This is a genomic window from Propioniferax innocua, from assembly GCF_006716235.1.
Taxonomy (GTDB): Bacteria; Actinomycetota; Actinomycetes; order Propionibacteriales; family Propionibacteriaceae; genus Propioniferax; species Propioniferax innocua.
Genome location: NZ_VFOR01000001.1, coordinates 227711 through 243573, shown reverse-complemented (window position 1 = coordinate 243573; position 15863 = coordinate 227711). Strand labels below are relative to the sequence as shown.

Annotated in this window: 12 protein-coding genes; 8 read left to right on the top strand and 4 right to left on the bottom strand. The window is 62.9% G+C overall.

What is annotated here, in order from left to right:
• Positions 1–165: 165 nt before the first annotated feature.
• Positions 166–1632, bottom strand: a complete 1467-nt coding sequence (locus FB460_RS01120; protein WP_142092298.1) for an XRE family transcriptional regulator — start codon at positions 1630–1632, stop codon at positions 166–168.
• A gap of 127 nt (positions 1633–1759) precedes the next feature.
• Here FB460_RS01120 and aceA point away from each other — a divergent pair, with 127 nt between their 5' ends.
• From aceA to FB460_RS01095, 5 genes are all read left to right on the top strand, one after another.
• A complete protein-coding gene (gene aceA / locus FB460_RS01115) occupies positions 1760–3034 on the top strand; it encodes an isocitrate lyase (RefSeq protein ID WP_142092297.1) in 1275 nt (424 codons plus the stop codon).
• Between the two features lie 46 nt (positions 3035–3080).
• On the top strand, positions 3081–5306 hold the full coding sequence (locus tag FB460_RS01110; RefSeq protein WP_246044192.1) for a malate synthase G: 2226 nt from the start codon (positions 3081–3083) through the stop codon (positions 5304–5306).
• A gap of 220 nt (positions 5307–5526) precedes the next feature.
• On the top strand, positions 5527–6033 hold the full coding sequence (locus FB460_RS01105; RefSeq protein WP_211345780.1) for an N-6 DNA methylase: 507 nt from the start codon (positions 5527–5529) through the stop codon (positions 6031–6033).
• A 30-nt stretch (positions 6034–6063) separates the two neighbouring features.
• Positions 6064–6705: an ATP-binding cassette domain-containing protein gene (locus tag FB460_RS01100; protein ID WP_170209894.1), complete on the top strand. Its 642-nt coding sequence runs from the start codon at positions 6064–6066 to the stop codon at positions 6703–6705.
• A 3-nt stretch (positions 6706–6708) separates the two neighbouring features.
• A complete protein-coding gene (locus FB460_RS01095; protein WP_142092294.1) occupies positions 6709–8451 on the top strand; it encodes a hypothetical protein in 1743 nt (580 codons plus the stop codon).
• Between the two features lie 222 nt (positions 8452–8673).
• Here the strand turns inward: FB460_RS01095 and FB460_RS01090 are convergent, their stop codons facing one another.
• Positions 8674–9057, bottom strand: a complete 384-nt coding sequence (locus FB460_RS01090; RefSeq protein ID WP_142092293.1) for a hypothetical protein — start codon at positions 9055–9057, stop codon at positions 8674–8676.
• 118 nt (positions 9058–9175) lie between these two features.
• Between FB460_RS01090 and FB460_RS12990 the strand changes: the two genes are divergently transcribed.
• Positions 9176–9331 carry a hypothetical protein gene (locus FB460_RS12990; RefSeq protein WP_170209893.1) on the top strand — a complete coding sequence of 52 codons (156 nt, stop codon included), beginning with the start codon at positions 9176–9178 and terminating at the stop codon, positions 9329–9331.
• Between the two features lie 284 nt (positions 9332–9615).
• On the opposite strand, the gene FB460_RS01085 is transcribed toward FB460_RS12990, so the two are convergent.
• Together FB460_RS01085 and FB460_RS01075 are read right to left on the bottom strand one after the other, a co-directional pair.
• Positions 9616–10152 carry a hypothetical protein gene (locus FB460_RS01085; protein ID WP_142092292.1) on the bottom strand — a complete coding sequence of 179 codons (537 nt, stop codon included), beginning with the start codon at positions 10150–10152 and terminating at the stop codon, positions 9616–9618.
• A 797-nt stretch (positions 10153–10949) separates the two neighbouring features.
• Entirely contained in the window at positions 10950–11498 is a 549-nt protein-coding gene (locus tag FB460_RS01075) for a YceI family protein (RefSeq protein WP_142092291.1), read from the bottom strand.
• Positions 11499–11747: 249 nt separating this feature from the next.
• On the opposite strand from FB460_RS01075, the gene dnaE reads away from it, so the two are divergent.
• Both dnaE and FB460_RS01065 read left to right on the top strand, forming a co-directional pair.
• Positions 11748–15239 carry a DNA polymerase III subunit alpha gene (gene dnaE / locus FB460_RS01070; RefSeq protein ID WP_246044271.1) on the top strand — a complete coding sequence of 1164 codons (3492 nt, stop codon included), beginning with the start codon at positions 11748–11750 and terminating at the stop codon, positions 15237–15239.
• Positions 15236–15850, top strand: a complete 615-nt coding sequence (locus FB460_RS01065) for a hypothetical protein (RefSeq protein ID WP_142092290.1) — start codon at positions 15236–15238, stop codon at positions 15848–15850. The genes dnaE and FB460_RS01065 overlap by 4 nt, the downstream gene beginning before the upstream one ends.
• The last annotated feature ends 13 nt before the right edge of the window (positions 15851–15863 follow it).

The following is a 15863-nucleotide window of genomic DNA, read 5'->3' as shown; positions in this document are numbered from 1 at the left end:
ACCGCGTGGTTCTGGCCGCACCGGCCGGACCACGGTCGTTGCTCTCTGACGGACGTATGACGGGCGGGCCTGCAATGAATCATGTTGATGTCATTTGACTCGTCAATCACATCTTATGACGCCACCAGCACGCATTCGTCACGTGTGACATGGAGCACATCCATGTCAGGAGTGCCCTTCGAGGAACTTGTAGACCTCGGTGTCGTCGACGCCGGGAAAGGCCCCGGGGGGTAGGGCAGCCAGGAGATGCGCGTGTGCCGCAGCGCTGGGCCATGAGTGTTCGGCCCACCGGTCGGTCAGATCATCGGGCGGACGACGGCAGCATGTCTCGTCGGGGCAGTGGGAGACCGAGTGCTCCTTGGTGTCGCGTCCTCGGAACCACTTGGAGTCCCGGTAGCGGACACCGATGCAGGTGGAGAACAGCCCGGCGGCGGCACGTTCGACGCGGGCGGTGCACCAGAACGTCCCGTTCGGGGTGTCGGTGTACTGATCGAAGGCATTGAACTTGTCGGTGGCGTCGAAAACCTGCCGGGAGGTCCAGTGGCGGCACACCGGCTGTCCTTCGATCGATCCCTGGGCATCCTTCGGGAAGGTGACGCCATCGTTCTCGTAGGCCTTGTAGATGATCCCCGACTCGTGCACCTTCTGGAAATGAACCGGGATCTCGAGGTGTGTGGTGCAGAGGTTTGTGAACCGATGCGAGGCGGCCTCGTAGCTGACGGCGAAACGGTCTCGGAGATCCTCCACCGAGATCTGCTTGTTCTGTTTCGCCTGCTTCAGGAACTCCACCATCGGCTTCTCCGGCATCAGCAGTGCTGCTGCGAAGTAGTTGGTTTCGACACGTTGACGCAGGAACTCGCCGTAATTGGCGGGGGTGTGGTGCCCGAGCACGTGATGCCCCAGGGCCTGCAGCAGCACCGAACGCGGATCATGGTCCGATGACGTACCGCTGGGGAGGTAGATGCGCATATTGCGCAGGTCGGTGACAGAACGTGTCGAATGTGGCAGATCTCCGACGTGCCGCAGGGTGAACCCCAGATGCTGCGCGATCTCCCCGATCAGATGCTGCGAGAGGGGGCCGCGCTCGTAGCCGACGCGCCCCAGAAGCTTGGAGGCTTCGGCCTCCAGCTCAGCGAAGTAGTTGTTGCGACGACGCATCTCCTCGCGGAGCCCGGCATTGGCACGGCGCGCTTCCTCGGGGGTCGCGACGCGTTCAGCGGCCTCCCTTGCGAGTTCTCGATGCAGGGCCACCAGTGATTCGAGGACATCGAGGGGCATCCGGGGTGAGATGCGGACCTCGGGCAGGCCCTTGGACCGGGCCAGCGGAGACCGCATGTACCGGTCCAGCTCGATCTCGAGCTGGGCTCGGCGGCTCGGCACGGGCGCGGTGAGATCGTCGATGGTGGCGTCGTACACACGGGCGAGTTTCTGCAGGGTCGAGATCTTCGCCTCGCGTTTGCCGTTCTCCAGCAGCGACAGCTGGGATGTGGCCACGCCGGTGCGTTCGGAGACCTCCGCCAGCGTCAAGTTGTGGCTCTTGCGCATGTGGCGGAGCTGGCGTCCCAACGAAAAGGGGTCGAAAGGGCTTGGCTCCGGCGTGCTCGCCGAAGACATCTTGGCGTCATTGCGCATGAATTCACGATAGCGAATTTCTGCAGAATTTTCCGTCGGATCATGCTGCGGAACGTGATGAAGCGAGTGAAAGTTGAGTCATCAGGGCGTACAACGATGCACACCACACCAAGGAAGGTGACCTGTGATGAACACTCCCAAGACCGTCGAACAGATCCAGCAGGACTGGGACTCCAACCCCCGTTGGGCCAACGTCAAGCGTGACTACTCCGCCCAGGATGTTGTGAATCTGCGCGGCACCGTGCAGGAGGAGCACACCCTCGCCCGCCGCGGCGCCGAGCAGCTGTGGGAGAAGATCCACGAGGACGGCTTCGTCAACGCGCTCGGTGCACTCACCGGCAATCAGGCCGTGCAGCAGGTCAAGGCAGGCCTGCGCGCCATCTACCTCTCGGGCTGGCAGGTCGCCGGTGACGCGAACCTCGCCGGACAGACCTACCCCGACCAGTCGCTGTACCCGGCCAACTCGGTCCCGCAGGTCGTGCGACGCATCAACAACGCGCTCCTGCGCGCCGACCAGATCGATCACCTCGAGGGGCAGAAGAGCGTCGAGGAATGGCTCGTGCCGATCGTGGCCGACGCCGAGGCCGGCTTCGGTGGGCCACTCAACGCCTACGAACTCATGAAGAGCATGATCGTCTCGGGCGCCGCCGGCGTCCACTGGGAGGATCAGCTGGCGTCGGAGAAGAAGTGCGGACACCTCGGCGGCAAGGTGCTGATCCCCACCAAGCAGCACGAGCGCACGCTCAACGCCGCACGCCTGGCGTCCGACGTGGCCGACGTCCCGTCGCTGATCGTGGCCCGCACCGATGCCGAGGCCGCCACGCTGATCACCTCCGACGTGGATGAGCGCGACCAGGAGTTCCTCACCGGTGAGCGCACCTCGGAGGGCTTCTACAAGGTCCGCAACGGCATCGAGCCCTGCATCGCCCGTGGCCGTGCCTACGCCGAGTACGCCGACCTCCTCTGGATGGAGACCGGTACTCCCGATCTCGAGCTGGCCAAGCAGTTCGCCGATGCGATCCACGAGACGCACCCCGATCAGCTGCTGGCCTACAACTGCTCGCCGTCGTTCAACTGGAAGAAGCACCTGGACGACGCCACGATCGCCAAGTTCCAGCGCGAGCTGAGCGCGATGGGCTACAAGTTCCAGTTCATCACGCTGGCCGGGTTCCACGCGCTCAACTACTCGATGTTCGACCTCGCCCACGGCTACGCCCGCGAGCAGATGACCGCTTACGTCGATCTGCAGGAGCGCGAGTTCGCCTCCGAGGAGCGCGGCTACACCGCCACCAAGCATCAGCGCGAGGTCGGCACCGGCTACTTCGACGCCATCTCCACGGCAGTGAACCCCGAGAGCTCCACCACGGCGCTCAAGGATTCGACCGAGTCCGCACAGTTCTGATCGGAGCACCGATCACGTAAGAACACCGATCCAAAGGAGGATGACGGTGACCACGAGCACACCCACCATGTCCACGCTCTACCGCTCCATGCACGACGATTACGTCCCCATCGGGGGACTCCAGGTCGATCGCGTCCTGGTCGACTTCGTCAACACCGAGGTGCTCCCGCGCACAGCGGTCACGCGCGATCAGTTCTGGACCGGATTCATCAAGGTCTTCGGCCGGTTCACCGAGCGCAACCGTGAGCTGCTCATCGAGCGCGAGCGTCTGCAGGGCGAGATCGATCAGTACCACCGCAACGCGCCGGGACGTCCCGACGCCGCGGAGTACGAGGCATTCCTGCGACGCATCGGCTATCTCGTCGACGAACCCGTCGGCGTGCGGGCCGCGGCGACGAACGTGGACGCCGAGATCGCGGACGTGGCCGGGCCCCAGCTCGTGGTGCCCATCCTCAACCGTCGCTTCGCCATCAACGCGGCGAACGCACGCTGGGGTTCGCTCTATGACGCTCTCTACGGCACCGACGCCATCAGCGAGGACGATGGTGCGACGCGTCAGGGCGCATACAACCCGGTGCGCGGCGAACGCGTCATCGCATGGGCGCGGGACTTCCTGGATCGGTCGGTGCCGCTGGCGTCGGGTTCGCACGCCGACGCCACCGCCTACGCCATCGGCGAGGAGGGGCTCACCGTCACCCTCGCCGATGGCACCACCACCGGGCTGCAGGACCCGAACGCCTACGTCGGATACAGCGGTTCGGCCGATGCTCCGGCGGCGATTCTCCTGCGTCGTCACGGGCTGCACGTGGAGATCCAGATCGATCCCGAAGGGCCCATCGGCAAGACCGACCGGGCCGGCGTCGACGATGTGGTGCTGGAATCGGCGATCACCGCGATCATGGACTTCGAGGACTCGGTCGCCGCCGTCGATGGCCCGGACAAGGTCGTCGGCTACCGCAACTGGCTGCTGCTGAACGACGGGTCGGCGTCCGAACGCATGGACAAGGACGGCAAGAGCTTCACCCGTGTCCTGCACGACGACCGCGTCTACACCGCGGCCGATGGGGGAGAGCTGCGCCTGCCGGGGCGGGTGACGATGCTGTGCCGCAATGTCGGGCACCTGATGACCACGCCGGCGGTGCTCGATGACCAGGGCAACGAGATGCCCGAGGGGATCCTGGATGCTCTGGTCACCACGCTCTGTGCGCTGCCTGGGCTCGATGTGGCGAATCAGCGTCGCAATTCACGGACCGGTTCGATCTACATCGTCAAGCCCAAGCAGCACGGCCCAGAAGAGGTGGCGTTCACCAATGAGCTGTTCGCAGCCGTCGAGGACGCGCTGGAGCTCGAACGCAACACGATCAAGATGGGCCTGATGGACGAGGAGCGCCGTACCACGGTGAACCTCGCAGCCTGTATCGCCGAGGCCCCCGAACGGGTGATCTTCATCAACACCGGTTTCCTGGACCGGACCGGTGACGAGATCCACACCTCGATGGAGGCGGGCCCCATGATCCGCAAGGCCGCGATGAAGCAGGCCACGTGGATGACCGCCTACGAGGACTGGAACGTCGACGTCGGCCTCATGATGGGGCTGCCGGGGCATGCTCAGATCGGCAAGGGCATGTGGGCCAAGACCGAGGAGATGGCCGAGATGCTGGCCGAGAAGGGAGGCCAGCCGGCGGCCGGAGCGTCGACGGCCTGGGTTCCCTCGCCGACCGGCGCCACCCTGCATGCGACGCACTACCACGACGTGGATGTGCGGGAGCGTCAGCAGGAGATCGCCGCGGGTGGGCGTCGGGCGACCCTGACCGATGTGCTGCGCATCCCGTTGGCATGCCGCACCGATTGGCCCGAGGAGATCTGCCGCAATGAGGTGGACAACTCGTGTCAGTCGATCCTGGGCTATGTGGTGCGCTGGGTCGATCAGGGCGTGGGCTGCTCCAAGGTTCCGGACATCAACGATGTCTCGCTGATGGAGGACCGGGCCACGTGTCGGATCAGTTCGCAGATGGTGGCCAACTGGCTGCGACACGGGATCGTGTCGGAGGATTTCGTCATCGAGTCGTTGGAGCGCATGGCTCCGGTGGTGGATCAGCAGAATGCCGATGACCCGTACTACCGCCCGATGGCACCGAACTTCACCGACTCCATCGCCTGGTGTGCGGCACGGGATCTCATCCTGGAAGGGACCACGCAGCCTTCGGGCTACACCGAACCGATCCTCCACGCCCGGCGACGCGAGTTCAAGAAGCGCCACAAGATCACCTGATCGCACATGACGCATGAAGCCGACGTTCTCGCGTGGGCAGTAAAAAGGGGCCGGAGAGACTGAGTCTCTCCGGCCCCTTGCGGTCCCGATGACTTGGGGCATGGGACCCATGACTTGGGGCATGGGACCCATGACTTGGGGCATGGGACCGGGGCCCCGGGAAGCCAGCGGCGGTTCAGTGACATCGTCTGACCGAGTACAACTGATATGGGTGTGGGTTATGGACACTGATCCACGCTTTACGCAGTACGGTCTGGCACCACAGAACAAGGCTGATTATGCCTTCTGGCTCCGTGAGCTGTTCCACATCAAGCCAGACGGCATCATGACTATTGTTCTGCCGCACGGTGTGCTCTTCCGTGGTGGGGCAGAAGAAGCCATCCGTACGCGCCTTATCGAGGCCAAGAACATCGACACCATCATCGGCCTGCCGAGTTCGATCTTTTACGGCACCGGTATTCCGACCATCATCATGGCGCTCAAGAAGCAGCGCAGCCACGATGACGTGCTGTTTATCGACGCATCCCAGGGCTTAATTAAAAACGGCAAGAATAACCTGCTGCAAGCACGTGACATCGAGCGCATCGTTGATACTGTCCATGCACGCCGTGACGTCGAACGCTTTTTGATAACGCTACGTGATTATCGGAGCACCCGTGCTTGGGCAATTGTCGGTCACGATAAACGTATTCGCGCAATTGTCGACAATGTTTTGGTGCCCGGGTAGCATATGCCCTGTAACGAGACAGGAATTGTGATGGTTGCAATAGTTTGGAATAAAATCTCTTTTCGATACTCGAAATATGGGCCATATATTCTGCGGGATGCCGCGCTGTCGTTGTCACGGCCCGGCATCTACGAAGTCCGGGGCCCATCGGGAAGCGGTAAATCCACGGTTCTGGATCTGTTAGCCGGTCTGCGCTCACCCAGTGAAGGCAGGGTAACCATCGACGGTAAACGGTTCGGAAAGGGCGCGGCCAAGAAGCTAACCTCGTGGCGGGCCACGCACGTCGGGTACGCACCACAGGCACCGACCCTCCTGCCCAGCCTCAGCTGCCGGGAGAACCTCGAGCTGGCAGTTCACGTCGCCGGACGGGGCCTCGACGCCCAGGGCAGGGAAGAGCTGCTTGGCACGTTGGGCATGCAGCCTTTCACAGAAGCCCTGCCGGCGGAGCTATCCGGGGGTCAACGCCAGCGCGTTGCGGTGGCCCAGGCACTAGCTTCCCAACCGGACTTGGTGCTCATGGATGAGCCCGTCAGCGCGCTTGATGGAGCGAATGTCACCGTGGTCGAGGACTTGTTGCGCCAGTCGGCGAATAGGGGAGCGATAGTGGTCTATTGCTCCCACCGTGAGCTTTTCGACGGGCAGGCAAAAACGCTGCTGCAGATGGGGGCATAGCTCATGAAGACCATGACTCCCACCGCCGCCTACCGGAGAGAGCTGTCGGTGACTGCGCGCCCCTTCATCGGGGGAATCGTACTGGCTGCGGTAGTAATAGGCACGCTCGTCGGCACCATCCTTTACGTCGCATTCTCGACTGGCGGAAGCAGCGACTTCAAGGCCGGCGTGACGAATATGAGCCTAATTGCGATCATCCCGGCATTCGCCGGGGTCCGGTTGGCGCATCAGAATTTTATCGCTGACCACCAAAATACCGTGCAAGCGCTGCGGATTCTCGGCAGAGGCAGGGCGTTTTTCACCAGGCACCTGCTCCTGCAAGGGGCGTGCCTGGCGCTTCTGGCAAGCGCTTCGGCGGTCGTGTTGGGACGGTTGTTAGCGACGCCGCTTTTCAAGGTGATTCTGCTAGGGCTCAACAAGCAGCTGCCAGATCACTGGGGCTCGCCCATTGACGTTGCCTGGTCGTCACTGCTGGTCTTAGTCCCCCTGTACCTCCTCGGCGTGGGGATTCTCAACGTCGACAAGGTGCTGGCCAAAACCGGGGATCGGGGAGCGGCGACAGTAGGTAAGTCCAAATCCTTGGTGGGGCTGGTTGGCCCAGTGCTCGCAGTGGTCAATATTGCCGCGGGTATCTGGTGCATGGTGACGACTCCGCCAGGACCTGTCGTGTTGATATTCGTCTTCACCTTGCCGTTCCTCGCTGTCACACTTGCCGGCACCTTCGCCCGGGCGCTAGCTCGCTGGGCAGCCGCGGCGATCAAAAAGGTGAGCGGATGGTCGGCACCCGCGCTAGGCATCCGCTCCTCCGAAACCGTCGGGACGACCTCGAGGGTGGGGCTTGCTACCGCGCTCGTAGCCATTCCACTGGCAGGCTTCACAGGTGCACAGACCTCGTTATGGGCGGCAAATTACGTAGGCTCCCAGAATTTCCAAACGGTCCCAGTCGTCGTTGGCCAAGATTTTCGCCTACTGGAAGCGCAGGAAGCAGACGGTGTATGTGAGGAGATCGGCGACGACTGCCGTGGGGTGGTCTACTGGCAGCCTTCGGACTTCGAATCCGCTGGGGAGACCTCCGTACCGATGGAGAAGGCGTCTGACTATTCTCTGGCCGGATCGAATGACCACGTGATAGGGCAGCTACTCTCGCCCGCGGCGCCGGTGAAAGCTCACAGCCCCTTCTACCCAGACTTCATGGTGCCGTTCTCCGGTATTTCTAGCGAGTCTCCGGTCAACCCGGAATGGGGGCTTCCCGTGGTCGCAGAATCGGCTAGCGCACCGGATCATCTCCGGGTGGAGTCCGCGCAGGATTGGGTACGGCATGTGGATATGGATAGCCAGATCATGTACGGGCCCCACGGAGACGGAACCGCCGGCTTCGTCCCCACCGCGGCCTACACTCTGCTGGCGATCTGCCTGGTCCTCGCGGTCTCTGTGATGGGCAAGCGGGCCAATTTGCATGCGTTCTTCTCACCACTGCGTCTTCTGGGCCGTACTCAAGGCGCGATCCAGCGAGCAGAGTTCTGGGCAATCCTCTTTCCGTACTGTGTTGCCATGCTGACAGCGCTCCTCGTGGGCATCTGGTACACGGTCGCCGTCCATGTCGCAGTCTCGGCGCACCCGGGGGCGCTGCTGCCTTACCTTCCCCCAGGGCTATGGGTGCTCTTCGTCCTCGTCTTCTTAGGAACGAGTGCGACTGCCTTCTTGCCAACACCAGACAAGGACGAGCGTGGCGCAGATGCGCCCTAGACACTGGCGTGCCGGCACCTAAAGAGGCTCTTCCGGTTTCGGGTTGCGTAGCGGGGTGAGGTAGAAAACGACAGGTTCACCGGGTCACCACAACATGTAGGGGTCCCTGGTGTGAATGTCCCGCGTCAGACTTTCTGGCAGGCCGGTCTCGGACGTTCGACCCCCATCGAATACGAGACCATCATGAACCCACCAGCCGCCCTGGCTGCGTGATAGAAACTGTCACCCAACCGTGCAGCAGCCCCGCGCGACCAGCTCGTCCTTGTCCTGCCCGAGGTCCTCGCGTCGCATCGCCTCGCGGTCCTCGAGCGTCCACACCACCCGGGGCACGCCGGCCAGCGCGGCGCTGAGCTCCATCGAGTCCAGGATCAGCCGCCACTGCTCGGCGCAGGGCTCTGAGATCCCGGTGTACATTGCAACCCGCTTGACGAAGGCCTCGGCCATGAACTCCGGGCTGTTCAGGTCGATGTCGTCGCTGGTCATCGATCCATTGTCTCGAACCTCGTGCGTAGGGTCGAGGAGACGGAAGGAGCCCTCGTGAGCAATCCCGCTGACCTGATCGGCCAGCTGCAGCAGATCGAGGCCCGCGTCCTGGCTGAACATCACCGGACGTGGCTGTATGCCGACGAGCACCCCGAGGTGCTGCAGAAGCTCGCCGACCCATCGATCACGCTGAGCGCCCAGACCGCACCCTCGGTGAGGTCTGGGCGCTCCGGCAGGCTGGGTGCGGATCGTCAACGAACTGCACCGCGACCTGCTCGAGCTGCTCGGCCTCGGCGTACTCCACCCGCTGCGAGTGGCACCCTCCGTCGCGGGCAAGCGGGTGCTCGGTGCTCTGGCCCCTCCGCCGGGCTGGGATGGACTACATGACGCCACGTGAACCCTAAGACATCAGATTTTGGGCGCATGCCGAGCGGGTGGCCTCTTCATGAAGAGGCCACCCGCCAAGGGAGTCGCTCAAGTCACTGTCCTTCGGTTCTTTCTGCTCACTGATTTCCGTGAGATGAGGAAGGCACTGGCCATGGCTACGCCGATGACGATGAGAATAATCCCCCACGGTCCGGCGGGTGCTTCCTCACGTGAGAACACATTGAAAAGGCACAGACATGCGCCGACAAGCAGTGTGGCATAGGCGCAATACTTGAGGAATCGCATAGTTTCCTCCTAGGCCAGCGGATTGCACACGATGGTCGGGGTGGGGGAAATCGGTGCGTAATAGGTGGCCTCGCCCTTCTCGTCTCGGCACAGGCCCTGAACTCCAGCTGACGCCGCAAGGGCGGCCGAGACGATACCGCCGGCGATACCGCCGACCCCGGTCTCGGAGCTAGCCAGCTGGAGGTTCGTGTTCCAGTTATCGACTGCACTCTGCACCTGGGAGGTCTCCGAGGACGAGAGAACAGAACGAGCGTTCGCGGCGTCGAACGAGTAAGTGCTGCCACTGCGATGGACGAACTGGTCAGCCTTGTTGATCGTCGACTGGGACAGGCCGTTGACGGTTTGCGTAGACTGCGAAGCGCTCGCTGCAGGCCCCTCTGTCAGGGCAGCGTTGGCTGGAGTTGCGGTAAGTCCTCCAAGCGCAAGAATCCCGATGGTCAAGGCGGTTGTTGAAGAATTTCGGATTGCCCTGGACATCATCTGGTGTCTTTCCTTTTCGAATGTAAACCAGAGCTGATGCTCCCTTGCAGATTTCCACGCAAACATGCGCTAGTTGTCCTTGTCAAGCGGGCGTGACGGTCGCTCGACAAGCGTCGCACCTCATGGGTGAGTTGGCGGAAACAGTCGATGACGTTGTCATCATCTGTAAGGGCGGCATCGTGGCGCAAGGGACGCTGGATCGAACGCACCTACCACCGCCGACGCCGGCAAGCCGGTCTCGGACGTTTGACCCCCATCGAATACGAGACCATCATGAACCCACCATCCGCCCTGGCTGCGTGATAGAAACTGTCACCCAACCGTGCAGCAAACCCCGGGGGCGGACGGAGACGGCTGATGAGACGGAATGACTCCTTTGAGGACTGGATCCAAGCCTCACGATATCCACGGTGGGACCGCGTAGTCAGCGGTATCGAAGTGGCGACCATCGGGTTTGCCGTGGTGTACCCGGTAAGCGGAGGTGCAGTCTGGCCAACGCTATGGCCGATCATGATTGCAGCGACGGTACATGTCCTGCTGGGGATGGTGTGCCTACGGACGTGGTGGTGGTGGCCGGTAGCCGGTCTCCTTGCCTACGCGTTGGGGTTTCCGCTCATCCTTACGTTGTGGGTGGGAGAGCTCGAGTGGGCGACACTGGGCATAGCCAGCTTGATGTGGGGTGCCCCGTGGATATTTGGACAGCCTGTCCAAGCTCTGGCGCGAGTGAAGATTGGCCCGGCCATGGATCATCCAGTCAAACATGGTCTGGTCATCAGTCTCGCAATCGCATTCGCTGCGGTCTCTGTTTTGAGCTCCTAGTCAACGAAAAGCATCAAGGGTCAACGAAAAGCACCAAGGTTGACTCAGGCCTTGGCCGCCTGGATGTCGAGGGTGATGGCGACCTTGTCACTGATCACGACGCCGCCTCCGTCCATCGGCATGTTGAAGTCGATGCCGTACTCCGAACGCAGGATCTCGGTGGTCGCCTCGAAGCCGGCCTTGGTGCCGCCCTGGCCGTCGCTCGCCGAGCCGCCGAACTCGACCTTCAATGTGGCGGGCTTGGTGATGCCGTTCATCGTGAGATCACCGGCGACGAGCCAGTCGTCACCATCGGCCACCACGCTGGTGGAGGTGAAGTCGATCGTCTGGCCGGCGTCGGCGTTCCAGAAATCGCTGGACTTCACATGCTCGTCGCGCTGGGCGTTGTGGGTGTTGATCGATGACACGACGATCGAGGCCTGCACCGAGGAATCCTCGATCTGGTCGGCGACGGTGATCTGGCCGGTGAACTCCTCGAACTGACCCTTCACCTTGCTGACCATCATGTGGCGGACGCTGAAGCCCACCGACGAGTGGATCGGATCGATGTTCCAGGTTCCGGGGGTGAGGCCGAGGTTCTGTGCGTTGGTCATGTCGTGCTCCTTCGGTGGCGCCGGTCGATGTCTGGGGCGATGCGTGTTTCCCGCATCGATTAGTTCAAGTTTAAACAAAGATGGTTGACGGGTCAACTATCTGGGTGGAGGGGGATCCGGGCAGGCTGACCCGGGGAGGCTTCGCGGGTACCATGGCGGGGCTTCGCCCATCTGGGTCGCTTGCGGTTGTGGAAGGAACTGTCGTTGTCGGATTCATTCGTCCATCTGCATTGCCACTCGGAGTTCTCGATGCTCGACGGGGCGGCGCGCATCGGTGACCTGTTCGACGGGTGCGCCGAGATGGGGATGCCCGCCATCGCGATGACCGACCACGGCAATGTGTTCGGTGCCCACGAGTTCTGGGCGAGGGCCAAGGGGACCGGCGTCAAGCCCATCATCGGCATCGAGGCCTACCTGACGCCCGGCACACATCGCAGCGAACGCAAACGCGTCAACTTCGGTGATGGCACCGGTGATGACGTCGCGGCGAAGGGCGCCTACACCCACATGACGATGTGGGCCGAGAACACCGCCGGTATGCACAACCTCTTCCGGCTCTCGTCCAAGTCGTACATGGAGGGGTTCTTCTACAAGCCGCGCGCCGACCGGGAGCTGCTCGAGCGTTACGGCAAGGGCCTGCTGGCCACCACCGGCTGTCCCTCCGGTGAGGTCCAGACCTACCTGCGCCTGGGCAAGTACAAGGAGGCCCGGCAAGCAGCCGCCGAGTTCAAGGACATCTTCGGCGCCGGAAACTTCTATGTGGAACTGATGGACCACGGCCTCGACATCGAGACAAAGGTGCGCCAGGGCCTGCTGGACATCTCCAAGGACCTCGACCTTCCCCTCGTGGCCACCAATGACCTGCACTACGTCCACAAGGAGGACGCCGACGCCCACGACACGCTGCTGTGCGTGTCGGCGGGCTCCCGCAAGTCGGATGAGAACCGCTTCCGGTTCAACGGCAACGGCTACTACCTCAAGTCACCGGCCGAGATGCGTGAGCTGTTCCGCGAACTTCCCGAGGCCTGCGACAACACCCTGGAGATCGCCGAACGCTGCCAGGTCGAGTTCACCGAGGGCGAGGGCCGGTACATGCCCAAGTACCCCTGCCCGCCCGGGGAGAACGAGGAGTCCTGGTTCGTCAAGGAGGTCGAGAAGGGGCTCGCCGAACGGTTCCCCCAAGGCGTTCCCGACTATGCGCACAAGCAGGCCGCCTACGAGACCGAGGTCATCATCGGCAAGGGCTACGCCGGGTACTTCCTGGTGGTCTCCGACTTCATCAGGTGGGCCAAGACCCAAGGGATCATGGTGGGCCCCGGGCGAGGTTCGGGCGCCGGCTCCATGTGCGCCTATGCGATGAAGATCACCGACCTCGACCCCATTCCCCACGGCCTGATCTTCGAACGGTTCCTCAACCCAGAGCGCAAGTCGATGCCCGACTTCGACGTCGACTTCGATGACCGTCGCCGCCCCGAGGTGATCAAGTACGTCACCGAGAAGTACGGGTCGGACAAGGTCTCGATGATCGTCACCTACGGCACGATCAAGGCCAAGCAGGCCATCAAGGACTCCGCACGTCTGCTCGACAAGCCCTTCTCGATGGGCGACATGATCACCAAGGCCATGCCGCCCGCGGTGATGGGCAAGGACGTCCCGCTCAAGGACCTCTACAACACCGAACACAAGCGCTATGCCGAGGGGCAGGAATTCCGCGAACTCGTGGAGTCCGACCCCGAGGTCAAACAGGTCTATGAGACCGGCATCGGTATCGAGGGGCTCAAACGCCAGTGGGGCGTCCATGCGGCCGGCGTCATCATGTCGTCCGAACCGCTGCTCGACATCATCCCGCTGCTCAAGCGTGAGTCCGACGGGGCGATCATCACCCAGTTCGACTATCCGACGTGCGAGACGCTCGGGCTGGTCAAGATGGACTTCCTGGGGCTGCGGAACCTGACGATCCTCGCCGACGCCCTGGCCAACATCAAGAGCAATCAGGGTGTGGAGATCGACCTGGCTGAACTGGCCAAGGACCTCTCCGATCCCGAGGCATACAAGCTTCTGGCGCGCGGCGACACGCTCGGGGTGTTCCAGCTCGACGGCGGCGGCATGCGCGAACTCCTGCGTCTCATGCAGCCCGACCACTTCGAGGACATCTCGGCAGCACTCGCGCTGTACCGCCCAGGACCGATGGGCGCGAACTCACACACCAACTACGCGCTGCGCAAGAACGGGCGTCAGGAGATCACCCCGATCCATCCCGAGCTCGAAGAGCCGCTCAAAGACATCCTCGGCACCACCTACGGCCTGATCATCTATCAGGAGCAGGTGATGGCCATCGCCCAGCAGCTCGCCGGCTACTCGCTCGGCAACGCAGACCTTCTCCGGCGGGCCATGGGCAAGAAGAAGCGCGAGGTCCTGGAGAAGGAGTTCGTGAACTTCAAGGGCGGCATGATCGACAACGGCTTCTCCGCCGAGGCGGTGCAGGCCCTGTGGGACGTGCTTCTGCCGTTCTCGGACTACGCGTTCAACAAGGCGCACACCGCCGCGTATGGCGTCGTCTCGTATTGGACGGCGTACCTCAAGGCGCACTATCCCACCGAGTACATGGCGGCCCTGCTCACCTCGGTGAAGGACGACAAGGACAAGATGGCCACCTACCTGGCCGAGTGCCGCCACATGGGGACGAAGGTGCTGCCCCCCGATGTGAACGAGTCGGAATTGAACTTCACCCCGGTCGGCACCGACATCCGTTTCGGACTCTCGGCCATCCGCAACGTGGGCGAGAACGTGGTCAACCAGATGCTCGCCGAACGTGAGAAGTGCGAACCAGCCACCGACTTCAACGACTACCTGGAGAAGACACCGCTGGCCGCGTGTGGCAAACGATTGACCGAATCGCTCATCAAGGCCGGTGCCTTCGACTCGATGGGACACACCCGACGTGGCCTGATGGAGGTGTTCGAGACCAACATCGATCAGGTCATCGACGCCAAACGCAACGCCGCCAATGGTCAGGACGATCTGTTCGCCGATCTCATGGGCGGGGGAGAGACCGGTGGCGGTGGCCTGACGCTTCTGTCGCCGGTGCCGGACATGCCGGACTGGGACAAACGCACCAAGCTCGCCTTCGAACGCGAGATGCTCGGCCTCTACGTCTCCGATCACCCCTTGCAGGGCCTGGAACACGTGCTGGAGGCGGAGCGGGACATCTCGATCGGTCGCCTCATGTCGGAGGACGGTCCGCGAGACACCAGCGTCACGCTCTGCGGCATGATCACACAGTTGGTGCGCAAGACCACCAAGAAGGGCGATGCCATGGCCATCGCAACGATCGAGGACCTCGAGGCATCGGTCGAGGTCCTGCTCTTCCCGAAGGTGTACCAGCTGGTCTCCACAGCCATCGCGACCGACACCGTCGTGCGGATCCGTGGGCAGGTCAAGACACGTGATGACTCGGTCTCGATCTTCGCGCAGGAGGTCACCGTGCCCGATGTCAGCACCGAAGGGGTTGCTCGCCCGGTGGTGATCACGCTGCCGAAGGAACGCTGTACCGAACCGGTGGTGGAACGGCTCAAGTCGGTGTTGGAGAGCCATCCGGGAGTGACCGATGTGCACCTGCGGCTCATCGAGCAGCAGCGCAAGGAACTGTGGCGCGTGGGGCAGAATCTCCGTGTGACCTCTTCTCCTGCCCTGAGCGCCGACCTCAAGGCTCTGCTGGGCCCGTCCTGTCTGAGCGCATGACCGTCTTCGTTCCCGAGGATTTGCCCACTCGTCCGGAACCACGCACCCCATTGGTGCAGGGGATGCTGTTCCGGATCGGAGCCGTTCTCGTGTTGGGGATCGCCGGTGGCCTCGTCTGGTTGTGGGGAACACCCCTCACGTCGTACGTCATCACCGAGGAAGGGACCGCCACCACGACCGAACGCGGGCTCGCATTGGGCGCCAGTCCCGTCGCCGCCTTCACGATCATCGCCCTGGTGCTGGGCATCATCGCCGCCTTGATGCTGTGGGGGCCGAGCCGACGCCAGGGGTGGGTCACCGTCCCGATCACCCTGGGCTCGGTGCTCGTCGCCGAGGCCATCATGTGGGGGATCGGCAGTTTCTTCGGGCCCGGGCCGCTTGATCCTCGGATTCTTGCCGGTGAGCCGGGAGACACTCTCTCCGCCGAGTTGGCGCTCACCACGCCGGTGCCTCTTGCTGCGGGCCTCTTCGGGGCCTCGGTGGTGCTGATGACGTTGGCCTCGCTGACTCCTGATCCCGAAACCGCCATCGAGGGGCGCGCCACCCCGGACGAGTCGGACGATGATCGCTGGGCTCCCCGTCCTGATCCGGATGCGGACACCGCGCCGTGACGCGGACGTTTCT

Bases quoted from the DNA above. Each gene is read 5' to 3' on its own strand.
- FB460_RS01075 (WP_142092291.1), bottom strand. From the start codon at position 11,498: ATGACCAACGCACAGAACCTCGGCCTCACCCCCGGAACCTGGAACATC.
- FB460_RS01120 (WP_142092298.1), bottom strand. From the start codon at position 1,632: ATGCGCAATGACGCCAAGATGTCTTCGGCGAGCACGCCGGAGCCAAGC.
- FB460_RS01065 (WP_142092290.1), top strand. From the start codon at position 15,236: ATGACCGTCTTCGTTCCCGAGGATTTGCCCACTCGTCCGGAACCACGC.
- FB460_RS01100 (WP_170209894.1), top strand. From the start codon at position 6,064: ATGGTTGCAATAGTTTGGAATAAAATCTCTTTTCGATACTCGAAATAT.
- aceA (WP_142092297.1), top strand. From the start codon at position 1,760: ATGAACACTCCCAAGACCGTCGAACAGATCCAGCAGGACTGGGACTCC.
- FB460_RS01085 (WP_142092292.1), bottom strand. From the start codon at position 10,152: ATGTTTGCGTGGAAATCTGCAAGGGAGCATCAGCTCTGGTTTACATTC.
- FB460_RS01105 (WP_211345780.1), top strand. From the start codon at position 5,527: ATGGACACTGATCCACGCTTTACGCAGTACGGTCTGGCACCACAGAAC.
- dnaE (WP_246044271.1), top strand. From the start codon at position 11,748: ATGCTCGACGGGGCGGCGCGCATCGGTGACCTGTTCGACGGGTGCGCC.
- FB460_RS01095 (WP_142092294.1), top strand. From the start codon at position 6,709: ATGAAGACCATGACTCCCACCGCCGCCTACCGGAGAGAGCTGTCGGTG.